Below are 22,702 nucleotides of genomic sequence, written 5' to 3' on the forward strand. Positions count from 1 at the left end.
GCTCGGCCCTCGGCCGGCCCCGGCTGGCCCTCCGGCCGGGCCCCCGGCCGGGCTGAGCATCGGTGATCAAGAGGTTTGCGTCACGCGGGTCACCCCGTCGTGACGCAAACCTCTTGATCGTCGTGGGCGTGTGGGCGTGTGGGCGTGTGGGCGAGCGGGCGGGCGGGGGAGAGGGGTTTCGTGGGGGGTGGGGTGGGCTTAGAGTGGTGGGCGGCGACCTGCGGGTGGCCGGTGACCCGACGGGAGGCGCAACCCGTTGGGCCCAGGTGCGTGTGCACCCACCGGTGACCCGGCACGGCCGTCGACGTACCGGCCCGGCCCGGTCACCCTCGCCCCGGTCAGCTCAGGAATCCCCACCACAACAGGGGAGACAGACGATGGCGCGACCGATCACGCTCTTCACCGGCCAGTGGGCCGACCTGCCGTTCGACGAGGTCTGTCGACTCGCCTCCGAATGGGGCTACGACGGGCTGGAGATCGCCTGCTGGGGCGACCACTTCGAGGTCGACAAGGCGCTCGCCGACGACTCGTACGTCGAGCGCAAGCGGGAGACGCTGGCCAAGCACAACCTGAAGGTCTTCACGATCTCCAACCACCTGGTGGGCCAGGCCGTCTGCGACCACCCGATCGACGAGCGGCACCAGGACATCCTGCCCGCCCGGATCTGGGGCGACGGCGAACCCGAGGGGGTACGCCAGCGGGCCGCCGAGGAGATCAAGGACACCGCCCGTGCGGCGGCGAAGCTCGGCGTGGACACGGTGGTCGGCTTCACCGGGTCGTCGATCTGGCACACGCTGGCGATGTTCCCGCCGGTGCCGCCGGCAATGATCGAGCGCGGCTACCAGGACTTCGCCGACCGGTGGAACCCGATCCTCGACGTCTTCGACGAGGTGGGGGTGCGGTTCGCCCACGAGGTGCACCCCAGCGAGATCGCGTACGACTACTACACCACCAAGCGGACGCTGGAGGCGATCGACCACCGGCCCGCGTTCGGGCTCAACTGGGACCCGTCGCACTTCGTGTGGCAGGAGCTGGACCCGGTGAACTTCATCTTCGACTTCGCCGACCGGATCTACCACGTCGACTGCAAGGACGCGAAGGTGCGCACCGGGGACGGTCGGCGTGGCCGGCTCGCCTCCCACCTGCCCTGGGCCGACCTGCGGCGCGGCTGGGACTTCGTCTCCACCGGCCACGGTGACGTGCCCTGGGAGGACTGCTTCCGGGCGTTGAACGCCATCGGGTACACCGGGCCGATCTCGGTGGAGTGGGAGGACGCCGGGATGGACCGGCTGGTCGGCGCGCCGGAGGCGCTGGAGTTCGTCCGCCGGCTGGCGTTCGACGCCCCGACGGCGGCGTTCGACGCGGCGTTCAGCAGCGGCAAGGACTGACACGTACTTCGGGCCGGTCGCCACCTGGCGACCGGCCCGACGACGTACGGACGATCAGAGGGTGCTGCCGTTGGTGCCGGTGCCCGGCGCCTTGGGCTTCGGGGTGGTGGTGGTCGAGCTGGTCGGGCTGACACCCGACTTGGCGCCGACGGTGGCCGGCGTGCCGGCGAAGGCGTCGTCGGCCGGGGTCAACTCCGGCTTGCCGCCGTTGCCGGTGTGCAGCTTCTCGCCGAGCTTGGACTGGCCGAGCTTGTCCTTGCCCTCGCTGTACAGGCGGGTGGCCTGAGCCTGGGCGACTCCGGCGGCCTCCTGAACGGTCGGGTGGTCGAGCACCTTGCGGCCCCGCACGACCAGCTCCTCGTACTTCTCCCGGCCGGCACGGGCGCCCAGGACGAAGCCCGCAGCCAGCCCGCCAAGAAACATGATCTTTCCGCGCATGGCGGCTCCTTCCGTACCTGACGCTCCCGTCGCTCCCGCCGGTGGTGCCCGGTCGGGACCGACCATCGTCGCGCCCCACGTTTTTCCTCGGTCGACAGCTAACTACCCATCCTGCTCCGCAGTCATACCTGGTTGTGCCGGGATGACGAATTGTCCGCATTGTGAGCGTAGATCGTTCCGGGCGGTAGCGCGGTGGTCGAATGCGGTAACCCCCTGGACCTAACCCCCCCGAAGTCCTGTACTCTTGTGCCGTCGCCGAGCGCCGGAGAGATCCGGAACGACGCGGTGCAGCAGTCCCCCGTAGCTCAATTGGCAGAGCAGCCGGCTGTTAACCGGCAGGTTTTTGGTTCGAGTCCAAACGGGGGAGCCTAGTCTTCCACTCCCGCCCGTCGGCCCCGCCGACGGGCTTTTTCGCGTATCCCCTTCCCCGCCGCCGACGATCCGCGCTGACCGCGAAGAGGGTGCGCCGGATGGGCGGTTTCGGCCCCGCACGACGTACCTGGGCGGCAGGATGACGGATGTCGACCTGGACTCGCGCCGCGTCGACCGGTGCGTCGACTGAGGGGTGGACCGGGATGGCCGGTGGACGGGGCCGCGGCGCGGCCACGCTGACCGCCGTGGCGGTCGTCCTGGCCTGGCTGGTCGTCGGCGGCATCGCCGGACCGTACGCCGGCAGGCTGAGCGACGTCGCCACCAACGACAACGCCGCCTTCCTGCCCGCCGACGCCGAGGCGACCCGGGCCCAGGACCTGGCCGCCGACTTCGTCGCCCGACCCACCACCCCCGCCCTGGTGGTGTACGCGCGCAGCACCGGCATCACCGGGGCCGACAAGGAACGGGCGGTCGCCGACAGCACCCGGTTCGCCCAGGTCAAAGGGGTGGCAGGGCCGCTGCCCCCACCGATCCCCAGCCAGGACGGGCAGGCCCTGCAGGTGGTGGTGCCGATCGACGACGCCGAGGGCGAACAGATCGGCCGGGTGGTCGACGAGTTGCGGAGCATCGCCGGGGGCGACCGGGACGGGCTCACCGTGGACGTCGCCGGCCCGGCCGGCCTGCTCGCCGACCTGATCGAGGTCTTCTCCGCCATCGACGGGCCACTGCTGCTGGTCACCCTGGTCGTGGTCCTGATCATCCTGCTGGTCGTCTACCGCAGCCCGGTGCTGTGGGTCTTCCCGCTGCTGGCGGCGGGGATGTCGTACGCGCTGGCGTCGGTCTTCGTCTACCACCTGGCCAAGCACGACGTGATCAAGCTGAACGGGCAGGCACAGGGCATCCTCACGGTGCTCGTCTTCGGCGCCGGCACCGACTACGCGCTGCTGCTGATCGCCCGCTACCGGGAGGAACTGCACCGGCACGAGCGCCCCTGGGACGCGATGCGTACCGCCTGGCGGGGTGCCGCCCCGGCCATCGCCGCCTCCGGGGCCACCGTCATCGTGAGCCTGCTCTGCCTGCTGCTGTCCAGCCTCAACTCCAACCGGGCGCTCGGTCCGGTGGCCGCCATCGGCATCGCCGCCACCCTGCTGGTGATGCTGACGTTCCTGCCCGCGCTGCTGGTGCTCGGCGGCAGGTGGGCGTTCTGGCCGCGTACCCCCAGGGTCGACCTTGCCGACCCGCAGGCCGAACACGGGCTGTGGGCCCGGATCGCCCGCTTCGTCGCCCGGCGGGCCCGGGTGGTCTGGCTGGCCACCGCCGTGGTGCTGGCGCTGCTCACCCTCGGCCTCACCCAGCTCGGTGCGACCTCGCTCGGCCAGTCCGAGCTGTTCACCAACCGTACCGACTCGGTCGCCGGGCAGGAGGTGATCGCCCGGCACTACCCGGCGGGCACCGGCAGCCCGGCGACCATCTTCACCCTCCAGCAGACCGCCGGGGAGGTCGCCCGGGTGGCGCAGGGCGTCGCCGGGGTGTCGACCGTCCGCCCGGTCACCCAGCGGGACCAGACCGGCCCGCCCAACCCGGACGCCCCGCCCCTGGTGGTTGACGGGCGGGTGCAGCTGGAGGCGACACTCACCGACCCGCCGGACAGCGACGCGGCCGAACAGACCATCCGTGACCTGCGCGAGGCGGTGCACCGGGTGCCGGCCGCCGACGCCGTGGTCGGCGGGTTCACCGCGATCGACGTGGACACCTCCGACGCGTCCACCCGGGACCGCAACGTGATCATCCCGGTGGTCCTGGTGGTCATCGCGGTGATCCTGGCCCTGCTGCTGCGGGCGCTGGTCGCACCGGTGCTGCTGATCGCGACGGTCGTGCTGTCCTTCCTGGCCACCCTCGGGCTCTGCGCGTTGATCTTCACGTACCTGTTGGACTTCCCCGGGGTCGACGCGTCCTTCCCGCTGTTCGCGTTCGTCTTCCTGGTCGCGCTGGGCATCGACTACAACATCTTCCTGATGAGCCGGGTCCGTGAGGAGTCCGCCCGGCGGGGCACCCGGGCCGGGGTGCTGGCCGGACTCACCGTCACCGGCGGGGTGATCACCTCGGCCGGTATCGTGCTCGCCGCCACCTTCTCGGCGCTCGCCGTGCTCCCGCTGGTGGTGCTCGTCGAGTTGGGTGTGGCGGTCGCCGTCGGGGTACTGCTGGACACCATCGTGGTCCGCTCGCTGCTGGTGCCCGCCCTGTCGTACGACATCGGGCCCGCGGTGTGGTGGCCGAGCCGACTGTCCCGGTCGGCGCGCGACGACGCGGAGGTGGCACATGGTCGCTGAGACGGACGTGGTGATCGTCGGCGGTGGTCTCGCCGGGCTGGCGGTCGCCCGCCGGCTGCACCGGGCGGGGGTGCCCTGGCGGCTGCTGGAGGCCGGCGACCGGATCGGCGGCCGGGTCGCCACCGACGCGGTCGACGGCTACCTGCTCGACCGGGGCTTCCAGGTGCTCAACACCGCCTACCCGAGGCTCGGCACCCTGCTCGACCTGGACACCCTCGACCTGGGCTGGTTCACCTCCGGGGTGCTGGTCCGCCGCGGCGACCGGCTCGACCGGCTGGTCCACCCGGTACGCGAACCCGGCGGCACACCCGCCACCGTGCTCGCCGGCGTCGGCTCACTGGCCGACCGGCTGCGCTTCGCCGCCCTCGCCACCGGCTGCGCCACCCTGCCGGCACACCGGCTGCTCGGCGCGCCGGAGACCACCAGCGAGAGCGCCCTGCGCCGGGCCGGGCTGTCCGACACCATCATCGAGGAGCTGATCCGGCCGTTCCTGTCCGGCGTGCTCATCGACCGGGAACTGGAAACCTCCAGCCACGTGCTGGCGATGATCCTGCGCTCCTTCGTCCGGGGCCGGATCGGCCTGCCCGCCCGGGGGATGGCCGCGCTGCCGCAGGCCGTGGCCGCTCCGCTGCCCGCCGACCTGATCACCTGCGACACCCCGGTCACCTCGGTCGCCCCCGGCCGGGTCCGCACCCCGGCCGGTGAGATCACCTGCCGCGCCGTCGTGGTCGCCGCCGACCCGACGGCGGCGACCACGCTGCTGCCCACCCTGCCCCGGGTACGCACGCACAGCTACACCACCTACTACCACAGCGCCCCCGAGCCGCCGCTCGACGAACCGATCCTGCTCGTCGACGGCGACCGGCGGGAACTCGTCGCCAACACGGTGGTGGTCAGCCGGGCCGTCCCGTCGTACGCTCCGCCCGGCCGGCACCTCGTGGCGACCTCCGTGGTCGGCCCCGCCGCCCCGCCCGAGCCGACGATCCGGGCCGAACTGGACCGCCTCTACGGACGCTCCACAGCGGACTGGGAACACCTGACGACGGTGTCGGTCCCCGAGGCGCTGCCAGCCGCGCCACCCCCGCAGGGGCGGCTGCGCAAGCCGGTGGCGCTCGGCGGAGGGATCTTCGTGGCCGGTGATCACCGGGACAGTCCGTCCATCCAGGGGGCTCTGGCCAGCGGCTGGCGTACGGCCGGTTCGGTGCTCGCGGAACTGCGCGCGGCGGGCTGATTCGGGTGCCATCGCAGCCGCTGCTGACTGTTATCCTCGCGTAGCCCATCGTGCCGAGACGGTGCCGACGGGTGGCACCGTTTCGGCGGTGGCCGGTGGTTCGTCGGGCGGGTTACGATCCGGCGCGGTACGGGGGCGGTAGCTCAGCCGGTTAGAGCAGGGGACTCATAATCCCTCGGTCGCGGGTTCGAACCCCGCCCGCCCCACCAGCGAAGGGATGTCCGGACCGGCGGGGCGTAAGAGGTGCGGAAGCACAGGCCGCGACCGGTATCCCCGTGCCCGGTGCTGGTCAGTCCTGGCCGCCGCGGTACTCGTACAGGCCGTCGATCATCCTGCGTTTGAGCGCCGGCACCCGGTCGACCACGCGCAGGTAGCCGCGCATGCCGGCCAGCGCGACGCGACCCAGCACCGGCTTGTGGACCAGGGCGTCGGCGGTCATCTGCTCCCGGGAGTCGCGGACGGCCTGGAAGCCGTACTCGATCATGCGGGTCTCGTAGTCGTGGACGGCCTCGACCAGCCCCTTGCGCCCGTCGCGGACGAGCGTCAGCTCGTCGGTCAGGCGCTGCGCGTCGCGCAGCGCGGTGTTGGCGCCGACCCCCCGGCCCGGCGTCATGGTGTGGATGGCGTCGCCGAGCAGGGTGACGTTCGTGCTGGGCCAGGCCGGGATCGGCACCGAGGTGCGGATGGTGATGGCGAACGCGGTGCTCGGGTCGCCGAGGGCGAACAGTTGGCGCAGCCGGGGGCTCCACGTCGGGGTCATCCGCAGGGCGGCACGGACGAGGTCGTCGCCGCCGTGGGTCGTGATGTCGGCCGGGAACGTGTCGGCCGCTGCCGCGATGCCCCAGTTGAGGTAGTCGCGGGTGTTGTCGAACAGCAGGCCGGGCCAGCGCGCCAGCAGTTCGTCGTCGTTCCTCGGCCGGCCCTGCTGGTCCCAGGGGAACTCCATCCAGTGCAGGATGCAGGATTTGCCGCCGGGCGCGAGGACCATGCCGATGCCGGGGAAGAACCGCGTCGGCAGCAGCGCCGTGGTCCGGGGTGTCATCGGGACCTTGGCGGCGATCGCGATGATGCCCGTGTCCTCGGTGCGGGCGTGGGGGAGGTACTGGCGGCGTATCGCCGAGTTGGCGCCGTCCGCCGCCACCAGCAGGTCGCCGGTCGCGGTGGTCCCGTCGGCGAAGTGTGCGGTGACGCGACCGTCGGCCTGGTGCTGGTAGCGGACGAAGGTCTTGTCGAAGTGGATGACGTCCTGCATGCCGGTGAAGAGCACCTGGCGCAGGGTCATCCGGCTCACCGACTTCTCGCTGTCGACGTCGTCGGTGGCCGGGCGCAGGGGCAGCGCGAGCGTCGGCCGGAGCTGCTCGTCGAAGAACACGAAGTGTTCCGGCGCGCGGGCGCAGGTTGCCACGAACGTGCGGTAGAGCTGGTCGGGCAGGCACGCCTTGAGCGCCCGGCTGCCGTGCGGGTCGATGCCGACCCGGTAGCCGTGCAGGCCGTCGCTGCGGGTGCGGTCCCGCTCGTAGACGGCGACGTTGATGCCGGCTTGCCGCAGGCCGTGTGCCAGGCACATCCCGCCGGTCCCGGCACCGATCACGAGTACGTCCACGTCCCCGCTCCTCTAGAAACTCTGATTACTAGATTCTCTAGATACCTTACGACGGTTCGCTAGAATTTCCCACCATGGGTCTGGCAGAGCAGCTCGGCGAGGCGATGCAGGCGTACCAGCGCGCGGTCGACGTGCTCGACCAGCGCGCCGCCGACCTGCTCGGCCTGAACCGCACGGACATGCGCTGCCTCGAGCTGCTGTTCGCGCCGGAGCCCCCGAGCCCCGGCGAGCTGGCCGTCGCGGCCGGGATGACGACCGGGGGCGTCACCACCGCGATCGACCGGTTGGAACGCGCCGGATACGCGACCCGGGAACGCGACACCGCCGACCGTCGCCGGGTGACCGTCCGTCCCACCGAGGCGGCCAACCGGAAGATCGGCGCGATCTACGGGCCGATCGTGACCGACGGACAGGCGTTCCTGCGGCGGTACGACGACGAGACGCTGGCGCACATCCTCGAATTCGTCAGGCACGCCACGCAGAGCTGTCACGAGCACGCCGAGCGGCTGGGCCGGTAGCGGGTTGCCGCCGTGATGCGCGGCGTCACGCACGCGGGGGAACGGGGCTGCCCGGTGGCCGGGGCGGACCTGGCGGCCCCGGCAGGGGCAACAGCAAAGGCAGGGAGTCAGACCCTCCCTGCCACTTCTAACATATATCGCACCCCGGGTCTTGTGGCAAGACCCCGGTGCCGGTGCAGAATCTCCAGTCGACGCCAGAACCTGGCGAAATCCGAGATTCGCGAAGCATGCGTTGGTTTCGACGCATCAGGCAACGCGAGCAGTCGAACGGGGAATCCATGATCGATGTGACCATCGTGGGCGGTGGGCCGACCGGCCTGATGCTGGCCACCGAGCTGCGGCTGCACGACGTACGGGTGGTGGTGCTGGAGCGCGACGCCGAGCCGACCAGCGTGGTGCGCTCGCTCGGCATGCACGTGCGCAGCATCGAACTGCTGGACCAGCGGGGCCTGCTGGAGCGGTTCCTCGCGCACGGCAAACAGTTCCGGATCGGCGGCTACTTCGCCGGGATCGTCAAGGACTGGCCGTCGGGGATGGAGACCGCGCACGGCTACATCCTCGGCATCCCGCAGCCGGTCACCGAGCGGCTGCTGGCCGAGCACGCCACCGCGGTCGGCGTCGAGATCCGGCGGGGCACGGAACTGGTCGGGCTGAGCCAGGACGGGGACGCGGTGACCGCCGAGCTGGCCGACGGCACCCGCCTGCGTACCCGCTATCTCGTCGGCTGCGACGGCGGCCGCAGCACGGTGCGCAAGCTGCTGGGTGTCGGCTTTCCCGGTGAGCCCACCAGGAACGAGACGCTGCTGGGCGTGATGGAGCTGACCGCGCCGACCGACGAGGTCGTCGCGGTGATGACCCGGGTGCGCAAGACGCAGCTACGGTTCGGGGTCGGCCCGGTCGGGGACGGCGAGGGGTTGTACCGCGTCGTCGTACCGGCTGCCGGGGTGAGTGAGGACCGGGCGGTCCCACCGACCATCGAGGACTTCCGGCAGCAGTTACGGGCGACCGCCGGCACGGACTTCGGGGTGCACTCGCCCCGCTGGCTGTCCCGCTTCGGCGACGCCACCCGGCTGGCCGAGCAGTACCGGGTCGGCCGGGTGCTGCTGGCCGGCGACGCGGCACACGTGCACCCGCCGTTGGGCGGGCAGGGGCTCAACCTCGGTCTCCAGGACGCGTTCAACCTGGGCTGGAAGCTGGCCGCGCAGGTCGCCGGCTGGGCACCGGCGGACCTGCTGGACACCTACCAGGCGGAGCGCCGGCCGGTGGCGGCGGACGTGCTGGACAACACCCGCGCGCAGACGGAGCTGATGTCGCTCGCCCCCGGTCCGCAGGCGGTGCGTCGGCTGCTGACCGAGCTGATGGACTTCGAACAGGTGAACCGGTACCTGATCGAGAAGATCACCGCGATCTCGGTCCGCTACGACCTCGGTGCCGATCACGACCTGGTCGGCCGGCGGATGCGGGACGTGGAACTGAAGCGGGGACGCCTCTACGGACTGATGCACCGGGGCCGGGGGTTGCTGCTGGACCAGACCGGGGAACTCTCGGTGCAGGGCTGGACCGACCGGGTCGACCGCGTCGTCGACGTCGGTGGGGAACTGGAGGTGCCCGCGCTGCTGCTGCGGCCCGACGGGCACGTGGCGTGGGTCGGTGACGACCAGGGAGAGCTGCGTGACCGGCTGTCCCGGTGGTTCGGCGTCGCCACCGTGACCCAGGGACTGTCCGGGTTCAGCCGTTCCGGCCGGTAGGGCCGGCGTCAGGGTGCGTCGGGCCGGGTCGTGCCGTCGCCGCCGTTGCGCTGGGCGGCCCGCAGTGCGGCGTGCATCTCCCAGGGTGCCTGGGGCAGCGTGCGGCCGGTTTCGAGCAGGGACTTCAGGTTGGCCATGACCGCGGGCCACCCGGCGGAGACCGCGTCGAAGTCCTCGTCGGACGGCAGGTTCACGTGCGTGACGGTCAGCCGGACGATGTCCCGGTGCGGTTCGATGAGGAAGGTGACCGTGGAGGCGTCCGGCCCGGCCTCGGCGTCGACGTCGCCGAAGGTCATCACCAGCCGGGTCGGCGGGGTCGCGTCGAGGACCGTGCCGCCGCCGTCGGCGATGCCCGAGCCGTCGGTGCGTCGGTGTTCCCACCGGGAGCCGGGTCGCCAGTCGGAGACGTTGTGGTGACCCCAGTAGGCGCCGGTCAGGTCGGCGTCGGTCAACGCCTCCCAGACCCGTTCCGGGGTGGCGTGGATGTAGGTCACGTACACGAAGGTGGGTTTGGTGACGGTCATCTGCGGCTCCTCTGCCTGTCGGCGGATCGCGTCGAGCACCCGTAGCCGGGGTTCCTCGAACGCGGCGATCCAACGCTGTGGCAACTCGTGGATGGGGACCGGGTTGAGGTAGTGCCACCTCTCCCGGCCGCGTCGGACGGCGTTGACCAGGTTGGCCTCCTGCAACACGCCGAGGTGTTGCGTCACCGACTGCCGGGTGATGGCCAGTTGGGCACAGAGTTGGCCCAGGGTCTGACCGTCCTGGCGGCGGAGGCTGTCGAGCAACCGGCGACGGGTCGGGTCGGCGAGCGCCTTGAACACCTTGTCCATGTCACCGGCCATGACCAGCATTATGCAGGCATCTGACTGCCTAATGTCAAGCGAGGTTCCGCCGGCGGCGAGGAGGGTGGGCGGCCCGCGCACCGGATCCAGGAGTCGGGCGCGGAAAGCTCCCCCGCCCGTCACCGGGCGGGGGAGCGGATCATCAGGTACGGGCCGCGCGGCCCGCACCTGATGACAGGTCGCACCTGGAGAGGTGGACCGGGTCGGTCAGGCGACCGTGCAGGCCGCGCCGTTGAGGGTGAACGAGGAGGGTTTGGCGGTGTTGCCGGTGTGGTTGGCCTGGAAGCCGATGTCGATCGAGCCGCCGGCCGGGATGGTGCCGTTGTAGCTGGCGTTACGGGCCGTCACCTGCCCCGACGAGGGGGAGTAGGTGGCGTTCCAGCCGGAGGTGATGCTCTGCCCGCCGGGCAGCGTGAACACCAGGGACCAGCCGTTCACGGCGCTGGAACCGGTGTTGGTGACGGTCAGGTTCTCGGTCAGACCGCTGTTCCAGGCGTTGACGCTGGCGGTGACCCGGCAGGCCCCGGAGCTGGGCGGCGGGGTGGTGGTCGGCGGGGGCGTGGTCGGCGGCGGGGTGGTGGGCGGGGGCGTCGTGGGCGGCGGGGTGGTGGGCGGAGGCGTGGTCGGCGGCGGGGTGGTGGGCGGGGTGGTCGGGGTCGGGTTGGTCAGGCCGAAGAACTGGAGGGCGACGGCGGCCATCCCACCGGAGGGCAGGCTGTGCCCCGCCCCCTGGACGCTGTACGCCTCGACGAGCACGTTGCCGCTGGCGTCGGCGTAGCGGCGGCGGTTCCAGTTGGCCTGGGGGGTGTCGGTGGAGGTGGGCGTCTGGCTGAGCCCGAACACGTTCGTCCACTGCTCGATGGTCTCCTGGAGCAGCGAGTACGGCACCAGGGTGTCGGCGGTGCCGTGCCACAGCTGCACCTTCGGCCGGGGGCCGGTGTAGCCGGGGTACGCCTGCTGGCGCACCGCGTCGCCCCACTGCTGCGGGGTGCGGTTCATGTTCCCGCCGGTGCACTGGCTGGCGCCGGGCGGGTAGTCGGCCGCGTTGGCGAAGCAGTTGTAGGGCACCCCCATGAACGCGGCCCCGGCGGCGAACACGTCGGGGTAGACCGCCAGCATGTGGTTGGTCATCATGCCGCCGGACGAGCTGCCGGTGGCGAACACCCGGCGGGGGTCGCCGCCGTACTGCCGCTGGGTGTAGTTGATCATCGAAACGATCGACACGGGGTCGCTGCCGCCGCCCCGGCGCTTCGCGGCGTCCGACCAGGTGTCGAAGCAGTTGCCGAAACCGGCCTGCTGGGTCGCCGACGGGTAGATCACGATGTAGCCGTACCGGTCGGCGAGCGAGGCGAACTCGCTGCTGGAGTAGAAGCCGGGGCCGGTGCCGCCGCAGCCGTGCATGGCCACCACGATCGCCGGGTTGGTCGGGCGGGTGTTCGGCACGTAGATGTGCATCCGCATCCGACCGGGGTTGTCGCCGAAGTTGGTCACCTCGACCAGCGACGCGGCGTACGCCGGCTGGAGCGTCGGTACCACCAGGGCGGCTGCCGCCACGGTGGCGACCAGCGGCGCCGCCAGGGCGAGCAACAGTCTCCGTCTGATTCTCATGGGCGTGACTCCCTCACAGGTTGAGATCGGCCGCGCGACCGTGCGGCACGGGTACGCCCGGATGCCCGTGTCGTCCGCGCCGGCCCACTACGTCCGGCATGCCCTGCCCCGGCCCTAGGGCATTGCATGGCACTTAGTGTTCTCCTCGGTCCCACAAGTGTCAATCGAATGGCCTCGATACACTTGACGGTCACCGGTTCCGCACCCGGGTCCACCCCGGACCGCGTTCGGTAGGCGGGCACCGGTGCGCCGTCTACAGTCGGTGCCACCGTCGCCCAGCCGAGCCCGGAGCGTCCCAGTGCCACACCCGTTCGACATCGAGGAGATCTTCCCCGACGACGGGGACCACCCGGTGCGGCTGCCCCGACGGCAGGCCGGCAACTCGCCCCAGGGCGTCGCGGTGACCCTGCTGGCCGACTACACGCTGCGTACCCGGGCGTGGCTGCCGTCCGCCGCCATCGTCGCGCTGCTTGCCGAGTCCGACGTCAGCCTCGCCGGCGCGCGGACCGTGATCAGCCGGCTGGCCCGCCGGGGCGTACTGGAGGGCAGCAGGCAGGGGCGGCGCAGCTCGTACCGGCTCAGCCGGTCCGCCGCCGTCAGCCTCTCCGTCGGCGGCAGCTGGGTGATGGCCGCGACCACCACCACCCAACCGTGGGACGAGTGCTGGACCCTCGTCGCGTTCTCCCTGCCCCAGGAGCGCAGCGCGCAACGACGTGCCCTGCGCGGCCAGCTCCGGTGGCTGGGCTACGCGCCGCTGTACGACGGACTGTGGATCTCGCCGCACGAGCTGACCCCGAAGGTACGGGCCCAGCTCACCCAGCTCCATCTCGGCGCGGTCACCGTGTTCCGGGGCCGTCGGATCGACCTCGACGCGGTCGCCGGCCGCGACCCGCTCGACGCCTGGGACGTCGCGGCGGTCGCCGCCCAGTACGAGAGCTTCCTGCGGCGCTGGCGGCCCCTGCTGCCACGGATCGCCGCCGGCCGGGTCGACGGCGCCGAGGCGGTCCGGGCCCGCACCGAGGTGATGGACACCTTCCGGCGGTTCCCCACCCTCGACCCGCAGCTACCGCTGCGGCTGCTGCCCGCCGGCTGGCTGCGCGGCCCCGCCCGGGAGACCTTCGCCGCCGTCTACGACGGGCTCGCCGACACCGCCGAGCGGCACGTCCGGGCCGTCGTCGCCCGGTTCGCCGACGGTACGCAGGCCGACGTGCGGGCGCACACCACCGCCGACCTGCTGGCCGGCGTGTGCGCCGAAGCCCACAGCCCCGTCCCACCCGCAGCCGCCACCGACCTGGCGGAGTCGTCCCCGGCGCACTGACCCGGCCGTCCGGCCCCGGCGCTAGAGTTTCAACCCCTCGACGGTGCCCAGGTCGTACCAGGTGAGGGAGAAGAGGTCGTCGCCGGACGGCACGACCGGGAACACGCCCCAGCTCTCCAGGACCGCACCGGGCCGCAGGGTGAAATCCGTGCCGGGCCGCTGCGACGCGCAGTACGTGTCGACCGGGAAGACCTGCCGCCCGTCGCCCATCGTCAGATGCGACGACTGGAGATCCGCCGTCCGGGCCGGGCAGCTGAGCACCCAGCCGCCGGGGGACCGGGTCGCATAGCGCAGCTGCACCCGCAACGTCCCCGCCGTCACCTCCAGACCCGTGACGGTCGCCGTGTTCTGCCCGTCGTCGTACAGCAGGCGACTCATCTGCCGTGGGCCGGCCTCCGGCGACGCCGAAGCGGCCGTGCCGGTCGACGGGGTGGCACTGCCGGACGGCGATTGCGGTGCCCCGGAGGTGGTTGCCCCGGCCGGTGCCGCCGCGTCCGGACCCGGCCCGGTCGGCTCCGGCCCGTTGAGCGTGAGCCAGACCACGGCGGCGGCCCCCAGCGCCACGATGACGACGACGCCGACGATCAACCCGACCAGATGCTTGCGCAACATCGATGATCCTTACTGCCGGTGAACAGGCTCCTTCCACGCTAGATCCCGGTGGCAAGATCCGCAGGTCGGCGGCCGTCGGCTCACCGGCGGCGGGCCCGGTCCAGCACCTCCTCGACGGTCAGCGGACTACGCGGGTGATGGGTCAGACACAGCGGCGCCTGGACCTTGGTGAACTCGCTCCCCTCGAGCGTCGCGTAGAACTGCCCTGTCCGTAGCCGTGCGACATCGCTGATTTCGCTGCCCTTGGCCCTGGCGAGTTCCTTCGCTGCGTCGATCTGGGCCGGGCTGTTCAATAGCCCGAAGAACTGGGTCGCCGCGTTTCCGGGGATCTGGTTGTGTAGACCCTTCGGTGCCTGGGTCGCGAAGACCAAGCCGAGCCCGTACTTGCGGGCCTGCGATGCCAGCGCGAGCGTGCTCTGGGTGCAGGCGGTCAACGCCCCGGACGGGGCCAGGGTCTGCGCCTCGTCCATCACGAACAGCCCGCCGAGCGGCCGGTCCCCCGCCGGATTCCGCTTGATCCAGGCGAAGAGCGACAGTTGGAGTTGATTGACGAAACTCTGCCGTTGTTGGTCATCAGGTAGGCCGACGAAGCTGATGACCGACACCCGAGCCCGTCGGCCTGGCGGAGGAGTCAGGAGCACACCCGGGTCCACCGGTGCGCCGTTGCCGCCGAAGAGTGGGTCATTGACCATAGCCGCAGTCAGTAACTGAGCCATGTTCGCGCCCAGCCGAGGCGCATCGGCCAACAGGCTGACACCATCCGGGAGCGCGTTGAGCAAGCCGATGAAAGCCCGCAACTCGCTGCCTCCGGTCCGCGCGTAGCTCATGAGCGCTTCGCGGAGCACGGCACGGCCCAGTCTGGCCTTGTCCGTTCCGCCGTCCACTCTCGCATGCGGAGCGAGGGAGACCACGGCGGCGTCCACGCCGGCGGCGAACGCGTCCGGGTCGTCAAGAATGTCGGCGAAGTTCGGCAGCGGCTGGAAGGTCAGTGGCCGGCCACCTGTCAGGCGGGGAGTCCACACGGTCACCTCGGTCTGCGCGAGGTAGGCCGCTGCCCGATCGGTGTCCGTGTCCTCCCACGCGCCAGGTGGAGTGGGCCATCGGTCGCCGAGTCGGGCGAGGTCATTGTTCGGGTCGAGCACGATCGAGGAGACCCCTCGCAGGGCGCACTCCTCGACCAACCGCCGGATCAGAACTGTCTTGCCCGAGCCTGACCCGGCGAATATGGCGACGTGTCGTCGCAACGCCTCCAGATCAATGCCCACGGGCGAGCCGTCTCTGACCATCCGCCCGATCGGCAGGGCCGCATCTGGAGTCGGGGCGACAGCCGGTGCTGGAACGCCATCGCCCTCGGAACGCAGCGCCTCGGGCGGCATCGTCGTCTCGGACCGCCCGGCCGCCTCGGACGGTCCCACCACCGCTGGGGGACCGACCGGTTCGACGTGGGCGGCTGCCTCTGACGAGGTGGTGTCGGATGGGAGGGTGACATCGGCGAACGCTTGGCGGAAGATGACCACCTCATCGGCCGGGCAGCGGGTGATGAACCACTCCCGGAGACTCTCCAGCCCGAACTCGCCGATCAGATCACGCAGCGCCATGAGCCGGACCACATCCGGTTCATCGAAGGGCAGCGTTCTTCCCCCGGCGTCCTGGAACGCCTTGATGACCTCCTGGGTGCGGGTTCCCGGCGACCAGGCAGGCGTGCGGAGCAGGAAGAGCCGGCGTTCCGCCACCCCGGCGGTGAGCCCTGCGGTGGTGACGGCGTTCCGAATCCGGTTCAGGGCGGCGATGTGGTGCGGTGCGCGGACAGCCCGGAACGACCAGTGCTCCTGGCGTTCGGTCTCCTCGTCGACGTTGCGTCGCATCCGTGCATGGAGTGCGGGTTTGCCGCCGGCGCGAGGGTCGATGCTGAACGGTCGTGTAGTCGTGCCCTGCGCGGCGATCCAAGCAGTGAGACCGGCCGTGAGCAGTTCGGGTACCACCGCGTCCTCGGTCTCCGGCCGCAGCGCCGAGGAAGGATCCACCTGCGCGAGCAACTCGGCGAACCGGCTGTCGATCAGGCCTGGGTTTCCTTGACCCGCTGCCGGCCCGGAGGTCTCGTCAACCGTCCTGACCAGCACCCGTGCTGCGCGCGCGGGCTGCGTCAGGTGTGCCATCTCGTGGACCTCGCCGACGGACAGGCAGGTCCGGATGTGTGCATCGACCGTGCGGAGCAACTCACGCGGGGTGAAGTCTACCGCCTCGTCGAAGGCAGCCGGCAACACCGGCCAGGTGTCGTACGGCGGAGTGAAGTCCACCTCCGCGAAACAGCGGGCGAATCGCCGAGCGACCAGATCCCGGGCGACCTCGGCATTGGGCAGGCCGTTGAGCTGGATGGCCTCCCGGAAGCGGTCCTGGACCGTGTCCGTCGCCTCATTCTTGATCTTTGCCCACACCTGAGGAAGGCAGGAGACCACCGACAGCGACCGACGGGTGTGCTCCCGCAGGGCCATCAGCCCACCGGCGATCTGCTCCAGCAACAACGTGGCCTGCCAGCGGGCCTGCTCGTCGTGGGCCTGCATCTTCTCGGACTGGTTGACCAAGATGTCGATCTGGTCGACTGCGACAACTGTCGGTCCGGTCAGGGCCAGGAGGCGAGACACATCGCGAACGACCTCCTGGGCGGACCGCTTCCCTCGTCGCATACCCCAGGCGGCCCGCTGACCGGCCTCCTCCTCGTCGTTCGAGCAGAGGAACTCGTAACCGATGTCCTGAAGCCGCGGATCCTCCGCGGCCTGGAGGACGAGGGCACGTATGGTGTCCTGGCACTCCATTCCAACCTGGCGGTTGAGCTTACGAGTCAGGTCAACGAAGGCGTCGAGATTCGGGCGGGTTAACTCGGTGTCCCCGATCACCGCCCGACGGACCGCCCGAGGTGCGCTGACCTGCTCTGCGAGTCGGCGCAAGAAGGTCCTGAGTTGGGTCTCCCCGCTGGGTAGCTCGCGGAAGAAGCCATCGAGGATGGACAGAGCCGTGCTGCGCCAGAACGCGCTTGCCTCTAGCAGGCTCACCAGGAAGAAGTAGCCTCCCTCGGCATGGACCTGCTCCCTGACCGCGCCCAACAGGTGGGTCTTGCCGGTGCCGCGGATACCGAGGATGGCGAAACCGATCGGGCTGGAGTCGCCGGACTTCCTCGCCTCGGCGACCCCGTCGAGCACCTGGCGCAGAATGCTGTCATGCAGCGCCGGAACATGCACGTCGGTCAGTGGTTGCCAGACATCGTCCGGGGTGGGAGCCCAATCGAAGCGGAGCGCTGTCAACGCGCGCTGGTGTGCCTCGTCCATCACGAGGTGATGGAGATTAGGTGCCGGTCCTGGTTTCCGATGCGGACTGCTGCGGCGCGGTCCTCGGCCGTGAGATCTCCCTGCTGGGAGTTGGGGATGATCTGTACGTCCGGTTCACGGTTCATCCGAATGAGGGCGGCATCGATCTGGGCCTTGAGCGCGGTGCGCAGTTGGGTGAGAGGGAGCAGATCCCCGCTCTGTGCCACCGTCCCGTACGCCTCGCGGATGGCGGATGCCACGTCGAGTTGCGAGGTAGGGGGCTCAGCCTGGGCCGGAGTGAGGGTAGCTTCGTGGATGGCGAACCGTAGCGTGAACAACTCGGATGGCGCGACCTTCAAGTGATCAAGGAGACCTCGGAGGAAGCCCAGGGCGATGTAGAGCGCACCGCCGGCCGCGCCGGCCCGTGGCGGAACGCTTCCGCTCAACTCTTCAATCGCCTGACCCCACCCTTTCTCGGTGAGTTCCAGAACGAGCGGCTTCTCGGCGACGGTGATGAATCCACGATCGCGCAGATCATCGCGGTGTGGTCGACTCAGACTGATGCCGGCGGTGTTTCGCAAATAGGTGTTCGGCACAGCGCTGCCTTTGATCATCAGGGTGATCAGAACGAACCGCTGGACGGATGACAGCTCTGCGCCGGCCATGCGGACGCTCCTTCGGGCAGGGAACACGGATTTTGTCGAAGCCGACAAGCCGAGGGTTACTCGGCACCTCGCCGATTCTGCACACGGTGTGCGGACCGCGCAAGCTCCACGAATAGCTGCCGATATCCGACAGCTGATCGCTACCCGGTCAGGAAAACCGCTGCTCACCAGGGGTTTGGTAAGTCGAGAGGGGTGTGTGGTCGGGGCTCGTGGTCGGGTCCTGTGCGCTATGGTCGGCGACCTGTCCTGGTTGCTGCGGCCAGAGCCCGGCGCGCTGCCGACTGCCTGCCGATCCACCCACTTCGAGGCTGCGTGCGGATGAGCGACGAGAGGTGACGTAGGTGTCCTCAGAGGTTGTCAGTTACGAGTTGACCGACACGTCGACGGTACGGTTCGAGATCGAGCCGGTCGCTGGTTTCCAGCCCGCTGGAGTAGGGGACATCGCCGGCTGTGTGAAGGACGCCGCAGGCCCGGCGATCGAGGCTGCCCGCGAAGTGCTCGAGCAGGTCAGATCCCTCGCCCCCGATGGAGTCGACGTCAAGTTCGGTATCAAGGTGACCGGCACCACGAACTGGTTGGTGGCCAAAGCCGCCACCGAGGGAAACTTCGAGATCACCCTCTCCTGGCGGCCGGGAAACCCGTTGGCCGGTGTCGATCGGGCGGAGGGCTGAGAGCGGTGCCGCGATGACCGCGCCGGTGGACCCCTGGGCCGTCGCCCTCCACATCGGCGGGCGGAGCGTGAAGCCGCCGATCGGCTCCGGAGTGGTGATTGACACCAATCTTGTGCTGGCCTGCGAACACGTGGTGTTCCACAACGGCGCGCTGCGAGACGATCTGTGGGTGTCGTTCCCCAGGGCCGCAGGAGTCGGCTACTGGGACCGGCGACAGGTGGGGCAGTGTCTGCACAACGGCCGAGTGGATAAAAACGTCGATCTGGTCTTGCTGGAACTCGTCGAACCGGTGCCCGCATCGGTCATCCCCGCCAGGCTGCGCTGCCTCACGTCAAAGGAACTGGTGGAGAAGCCGTGGTGGGCGTACGGCTTCCCGGCGCACACCGAGGGTGGTCGTTCCGCCCAGGGGACGATCCGCTCCGAAGGGGGATGGGGCCGGGTCCACCTGGTGCCCGACTCCGGCACCGAGGTGGTCGGCGGTTTCAGCGGGGCGGGACTCTGGTCCCCCGACTACCAGGCGGTCGTCGGCATCGTCATCGAGGCCGCCGGCCAGACGGGTGACGGGCACGCGCTCACCCTTGCCCACGCCGAGGAACAACTACCAGAGTTCAAGCTCTCCGCGTTGGCCGCATGGCGTGCCGAGGACGCGGGTGACTCCGCCCTTGCTGCCTGGGGCTGGTCTCTCAGCAGTGACGAGGAGGCAGGGCGACACTGGTCGCCCCGGGCGCGTGGAGTGGCGTCCAACACCGAGGGAGGATCGCGCTTCCGCGGTCGTACTGCGGCGCTGCGCCGGGTGATCGACTGGCTCGACCAGCCGCTTGCCGCCGGCCGTCCCCTGGTCGTCACGGGGTCACCCGGGGTCGGGAAGTCAGCGGTGCTGGGTCGGATCGTGACCACGGCGGACTCCAATTTTCGCGCCATGTCCCCCGCCGACGACACAGCGGAGCAGGCGACCGTCGGCTCGGTCTCCTGCGCCGTACACGTCAAGGGCAAGACGGCCTTGGAGGTGGCGACGGAGATCGCCCGGGCCGCCGCCGTGGCGCTCCCGGCAGCCCCGGTGGACCTCGTACCCGCTCTGCGGGACCGGTTGGCATCCCATCGGGACCGCTTCACCCTGGTGATCGACGCGCTCGACGAGGCGGTCGCGCCGCAACACGCGCGGACCCTGATCAACGACGTGCTCGCTCCGCTCGCCCGGGCGGTCGGCGTGCAGGTCGTCGTCGGGATGCGGCGGGCCGACGGCCGCGGGGACCTGCTTACCGAGTTCGGGAGCGACGTGGAGATCGTCGACCTAGACGCGTCCGAGTTCTTCGCCGAGACGGACCTTGCCGACTACGCCCAAGCCACGCTTCAACTACTCGGGGCGGAACGTCCTGACAACCCATACCGGGATGCCGAGGTCGCAGCGCCAGTCGCCCGCCGGATCGCCAGCCTGGCCAACGGGAACTTCCTTGTTGCCGGACTGATCGCCCGTGCCCGTGCTCTGCGGGACACCGAGGCCGTCGCGCCGCACCGGGTCGACTTCACCGCCACGGTTGCGGATGCCCTTGACACCTACGTGGCGGGGCTGCCACCGATCGGTGTGTTGCCGGCCCGGTTGGCGCTCACCGTGCTCGCCTACGCCGAGACGCCGGGTCTGCCGATCGCTCTCTGGCAGGCGGGGACCGAGGCGCTCGGTGGGATAGTGAGTGGACCTCAGCTAACCGAGTTCGCCCGGACGTCGGCGGCGAACTTTCTGGTTGAGTCGGGCGGTGCCGGCAACCCGACCTACCGCCTGTTCCACCAAGCCCTCAACGAGGCCCTACTGGCCAACCGGGAGGAGGTGGGCGTTCGGTCGTCCGACGAACGACAGCTCGTGCGGACCTGGATGACACTGGGTTGTTCTGTTGGTTGGGAGGCTGCCCCTGAATACCTGCTCCGCTCGTTGCCCCAGCACGCCGCGCATACCGGCCTGGTGGACGAACTGCTGACCGACGACGGCTACCTGCGGCACACCCACCTCGACCGACTGATGCCGGTCGCCGAGTCAGCAACCGGGCCGGTGGCGCGAGCCCGCGCCCAACTGCTGCTGCGTACCCCGGCCGCACTGGCCGCCCGTCCCACAGAGCGGGTCGCCCTCTGGTCGGTGGTCGATCGGCTCGACCAGCTCGGTGGGGAGGTACCCGCCGACGATGCCCCGTACTTCGCCCGCTGGGCGAACACCCCCGCCCGCACCGAGCGTACCGTGCTCGAAGGGCACTCCCAAGCGGTACACGACGTGTGCGCGGTGCCGGTAGGCGGCCGTCACCTGTTGGCCTCGGCGGGGGAGGACGGCACCGTTCGGCTCTGGGATCCACTGACAAACCAGAGTGAGTACGCCTTCGACTGCCATGACGACTGCGTCCGAGCCGTTCATGCGGTGCACCTCGGCAACGAAGCACTTGTAGCCACGGGAAGCCACGATGGCACCGTCGCCCTCTGGGACCCGCTCACCGGGCTGCGGATGCACGAACTGCGCGGACACCAGGACTGGGTCCGCAACCTGTGCACCGTGCGGACAGCGGACGGCCCACTGCTGGCCTCGGCAAGTGATGACCGCACCGTCCGTCTGTGGGACCCCGTCACTGGAACGTTGCGTCACCTCCTGACCGGCCACCGGGGGTGGGTGACCGCCGTGACGGAGGTGCCAGTGGCGACAGGGTCGCTCCTCGCCTCCACCGGATTCGACGGAACGATCCGGCTCTGGAACCCGTTGAATGGCCGGCAGATGCGGGTACTGGGCGGCCATGGAGGCTGGGTGACCACCCTGTGTTCGGTGCGCTCCTCCGGGCGGGTGCTGCTGGCCTCCGCCGGCTACGACGGGGTGGTACGGCTGTGGAATCCGCTCGACGGTGAGCTGGTCAACGAGTTCTCGGTCGGCGGCAGACCTCTCACCGACCTCTGTGCTGTCGACGGTGACGACACGTGCCTGCTCGTTGCTACGGGTGAGGACGGCGTGATCCGGCTCTGGGACGCCAGCACCGGCCAGCACCAGAACAGCCTGCGCGGACAATCCGACTGGATCCGGGCGGTCTGCGAGATTCCGATGGCGGATCGGAAGCTGATCGCGACGGCCGGTGATGACGGGATGGTGCGACTGTGGGATCCCCGCAGCCTGACCGCCGCCCCGGTGGTCAGCGGCGGGTGGTCCGGACCGGTCACCGCCGTCTGCGCGGTACCGACGGAAGGTGCGGCGCTCGTCGCGTCGGCCGGTCTGGACGGCTCGGTGCGGCTCTGGTCACCGATCGACGGTAGCTCTCGGGGGGAACTGCCGCCTGTGGGTATCGACGGCGCGATTCATGACCTGAGCATCATCGACGACGAACCGCGCCAACTGGCTGCCGCCCATGAGAACTACTCCGTGCAGCTCTGGGAGGTCGACTCGGGTCAGGCTGGCTGCCGAATGGCGGAGCACTACGGTGCGGTCAACGCGGTTCGGGCCATCCGGACGGCGGCCGGGGTGACCATGGCCTCGGCCGGGGAAGACGTGACCATCCGTCTGTGGCATCCGTTGCGGGGCAGCATCCGCAATCGACTCACCGGGCACAGCGACTGGGTGACAGCGCTGGCGGTCGTTGAGTCGGCGGAGGGCGAGGTGCTCGTCTCCGGCGACAAGAGCGGCGTCATACGGCTCTGGAACGACGACGGGAGCCAGCGGTGGCAGCAACTCGCCCACCACGACGCGATCACCGCACTGGGCGCGGTGCCACTCGAAGGTCAGGTGTGCCTTGCGTCGGCCAGCGCTGACCGGACCGTCGGGCTCTGGGACTGCGCAGATGGCCGTCGGCTGCATGTTCTGGCCGGACACACCGGCCAGGTAACCGGTGTGTGCGTGGTTCGGATCGGCCAGCGGACCCTGCTGGCGTCCACCAGCCGCGACCGGACGGTCCGGCTCTGGGATCCGCTTACCGGGCGGGCTCTGCTGACAATTCCGGTTCATCACCCTGCGCTGACCTGCTGTCACGTTGACGGCACCCTGGTGGTGGGGCTCGATCGAGGGCTGCTGGCCCTGACCATCCGGCTTTGAAGCACTCC

The 22,702-nt window shown here is 70.3% G+C and carries 15 protein-coding genes and 2 tRNA genes; 10 read left to right on the plus strand and 7 right to left on the minus strand.

What is annotated here, in order from left to right; genetic code table 11:
* Nucleotides 1–377: 377 nt before the first annotated feature.
* The gene (locus JQX11_RS19260) at nucleotides 378–1,388 is read left to right on the plus strand and encodes a sugar phosphate isomerase/epimerase family protein (RefSeq protein WP_145921227.1); all 1,011 of its coding nucleotides are present in this window, start codon (nucleotides 378–380) and stop codon (nucleotides 1,386–1,388) included.
* A 54-nt stretch (nucleotides 1,389–1,442) separates the two neighbouring features.
* Here the strand turns inward: JQX11_RS19260 and JQX11_RS19265 are convergent, their stop codons facing one another.
* On the minus strand, nucleotides 1,443–1,826 hold the full coding sequence (locus JQX11_RS19265) for a hypothetical protein (protein WP_204926344.1): 384 nt from the start codon (nucleotides 1,824–1,826) through the stop codon (nucleotides 1,443–1,445).
* Nucleotides 1,827–2,120: 294 nt separating this feature from the next.
* Between JQX11_RS19265 and JQX11_RS19270 the strand changes: the two genes are divergently transcribed.
* From JQX11_RS19270 to JQX11_RS19285, 4 genes are all read left to right on the plus strand, one after another.
* Nucleotides 2,121–2,193 (plus strand) — tRNA-Asn (locus JQX11_RS19270).
* 208 nt (nucleotides 2,194–2,401) lie between these two features.
* Nucleotides 2,402–4,528, plus strand: a complete 2,127-nt coding sequence (locus JQX11_RS19275) for an MMPL family transporter (protein WP_204926345.1) — start codon at nucleotides 2,402–2,404, stop codon at nucleotides 4,526–4,528.
* The gene (locus JQX11_RS19280) at nucleotides 4,518–5,759 is read left to right on the plus strand and encodes an NAD(P)/FAD-dependent oxidoreductase (RefSeq protein WP_204926346.1); all 1,242 of its coding nucleotides are present in this window, start codon (nucleotides 4,518–4,520) and stop codon (nucleotides 5,757–5,759) included. Before JQX11_RS19275 ends, JQX11_RS19280 begins: the two co-directional genes overlap by 11 nt.
* A 132-nt stretch (nucleotides 5,760–5,891) precedes the next feature.
* Nucleotides 5,892–5,968: transfer RNA gene (locus JQX11_RS19285), tRNA-Ile, on the plus strand.
* 80 nt (nucleotides 5,969–6,048) lie between these two features.
* Here the strand turns inward: JQX11_RS19285 and JQX11_RS19290 are convergent.
* Nucleotides 6,049–7,362: an FAD-dependent oxidoreductase gene (locus JQX11_RS19290; RefSeq protein WP_307826249.1), complete on the minus strand. Its 1,314-nt coding sequence runs from the start codon at nucleotides 7,360–7,362 to the stop codon at nucleotides 6,049–6,051.
* Between the two features lie 74 nt (nucleotides 7,363–7,436).
* Here JQX11_RS19290 and JQX11_RS19295 point away from each other — a divergent pair, with 74 nt between their 5' ends.
* The gene (locus JQX11_RS19295; RefSeq protein WP_204926347.1) at nucleotides 7,437–7,880 is read left to right on the plus strand and encodes a MarR family winged helix-turn-helix transcriptional regulator; all 444 of its coding nucleotides are present in this window, start codon (nucleotides 7,437–7,439) and stop codon (nucleotides 7,878–7,880) included.
* 278 nt (nucleotides 7,881–8,158) lie between these two features.
* The gene (gene rox, locus JQX11_RS19300) at nucleotides 8,159–9,628 is read left to right on the plus strand and encodes a rifampin monooxygenase (RefSeq protein WP_204926348.1); all 1,470 of its coding nucleotides are present in this window, start codon (nucleotides 8,159–8,161) and stop codon (nucleotides 9,626–9,628) included.
* A gap of 8 nt (nucleotides 9,629–9,636) precedes the next feature.
* Here the strand turns inward: rox and JQX11_RS19305 are convergent, their stop codons facing one another.
* Both JQX11_RS19305 and JQX11_RS19310 read right to left on the minus strand, forming a co-directional pair.
* The gene (locus JQX11_RS19305; RefSeq protein ID WP_232378166.1) at nucleotides 9,637–10,473 is read right to left on the minus strand and encodes an ArsR/SmtB family transcription factor; all 837 of its coding nucleotides are present in this window, start codon (nucleotides 10,471–10,473) and stop codon (nucleotides 9,637–9,639) included.
* A 207-nt stretch (nucleotides 10,474–10,680) separates the two neighbouring features.
* Nucleotides 10,681–12,081, minus strand: a complete 1,401-nt coding sequence (locus JQX11_RS19310) for an extracellular catalytic domain type 1 short-chain-length polyhydroxyalkanoate depolymerase (RefSeq protein WP_204926349.1) — start codon at nucleotides 12,079–12,081, stop codon at nucleotides 10,681–10,683.
* Between the two features lie 298 nt (nucleotides 12,082–12,379).
* Between JQX11_RS19310 and JQX11_RS19315 the strand changes: the two genes are divergently transcribed.
* Complete coding sequence (locus JQX11_RS19315; RefSeq protein WP_204926350.1) at nucleotides 12,380–13,399, plus strand: PaaX family transcriptional regulator; 1,020 nt, start codon at nucleotides 12,380–12,382, stop codon at nucleotides 13,397–13,399.
* 21 nt (nucleotides 13,400–13,420) lie between these two features.
* Here the strand turns inward: JQX11_RS19315 and JQX11_RS19320 are convergent, their stop codons facing one another.
* The 3 genes from JQX11_RS19320 to JQX11_RS19330 form a co-directional block, all read right to left on the minus strand.
* Nucleotides 13,421–14,011: a hypothetical protein gene (locus JQX11_RS19320; protein ID WP_204926351.1), complete on the minus strand. Its 591-nt coding sequence runs from the start codon at nucleotides 14,009–14,011 to the stop codon at nucleotides 13,421–13,423.
* Between the two features lie 80 nt (nucleotides 14,012–14,091).
* The gene (locus tag JQX11_RS19325; RefSeq protein WP_204926352.1) at nucleotides 14,092–17,334 is read right to left on the minus strand and encodes an ATP-binding protein; all 3,243 of its coding nucleotides are present in this window, start codon (nucleotides 17,332–17,334) and stop codon (nucleotides 14,092–14,094) included.
* Nucleotides 17,334–17,978 carry a hypothetical protein gene (locus JQX11_RS19330; RefSeq protein WP_204926353.1) on the minus strand — a complete coding sequence of 215 codons (645 nt, stop codon included), beginning with the start codon at nucleotides 17,976–17,978 and terminating at the stop codon, nucleotides 17,334–17,336. The genes JQX11_RS19325 and JQX11_RS19330 overlap by 1 nt, the downstream gene beginning before the upstream one ends.
* Before the next feature lie 341 nt (nucleotides 17,979–18,319).
* On the opposite strand from JQX11_RS19330, the gene JQX11_RS19335 reads away from it, so the two are divergent.
* Both JQX11_RS19335 and JQX11_RS19340 read left to right on the plus strand, forming a co-directional pair.
* Nucleotides 18,320–18,649 carry a CU044_2847 family protein gene (locus JQX11_RS19335; RefSeq protein ID WP_204926354.1) on the plus strand — a complete coding sequence of 110 codons (330 nt, stop codon included), beginning with the start codon at nucleotides 18,320–18,322 and terminating at the stop codon, nucleotides 18,647–18,649.
* Between the two features lie 13 nt (nucleotides 18,650–18,662).
* Nucleotides 18,663–22,694, plus strand: coding sequence for an nSTAND1 domain-containing NTPase (locus JQX11_RS19340; protein ID WP_232378167.1), 4,032 nt, complete (start codon nucleotides 18,663–18,665; stop codon nucleotides 22,692–22,694).
* Nucleotides 22,695–22,702: the final 8 nt, after the last annotated feature.

Origin of the sequence: Micromonospora humida (assembly GCF_016901255.1) — a bacterium.
GTDB lineage: Bacteria > Actinomycetota > Actinomycetes > Mycobacteriales > Micromonosporaceae > Micromonospora > Micromonospora wenchangensis.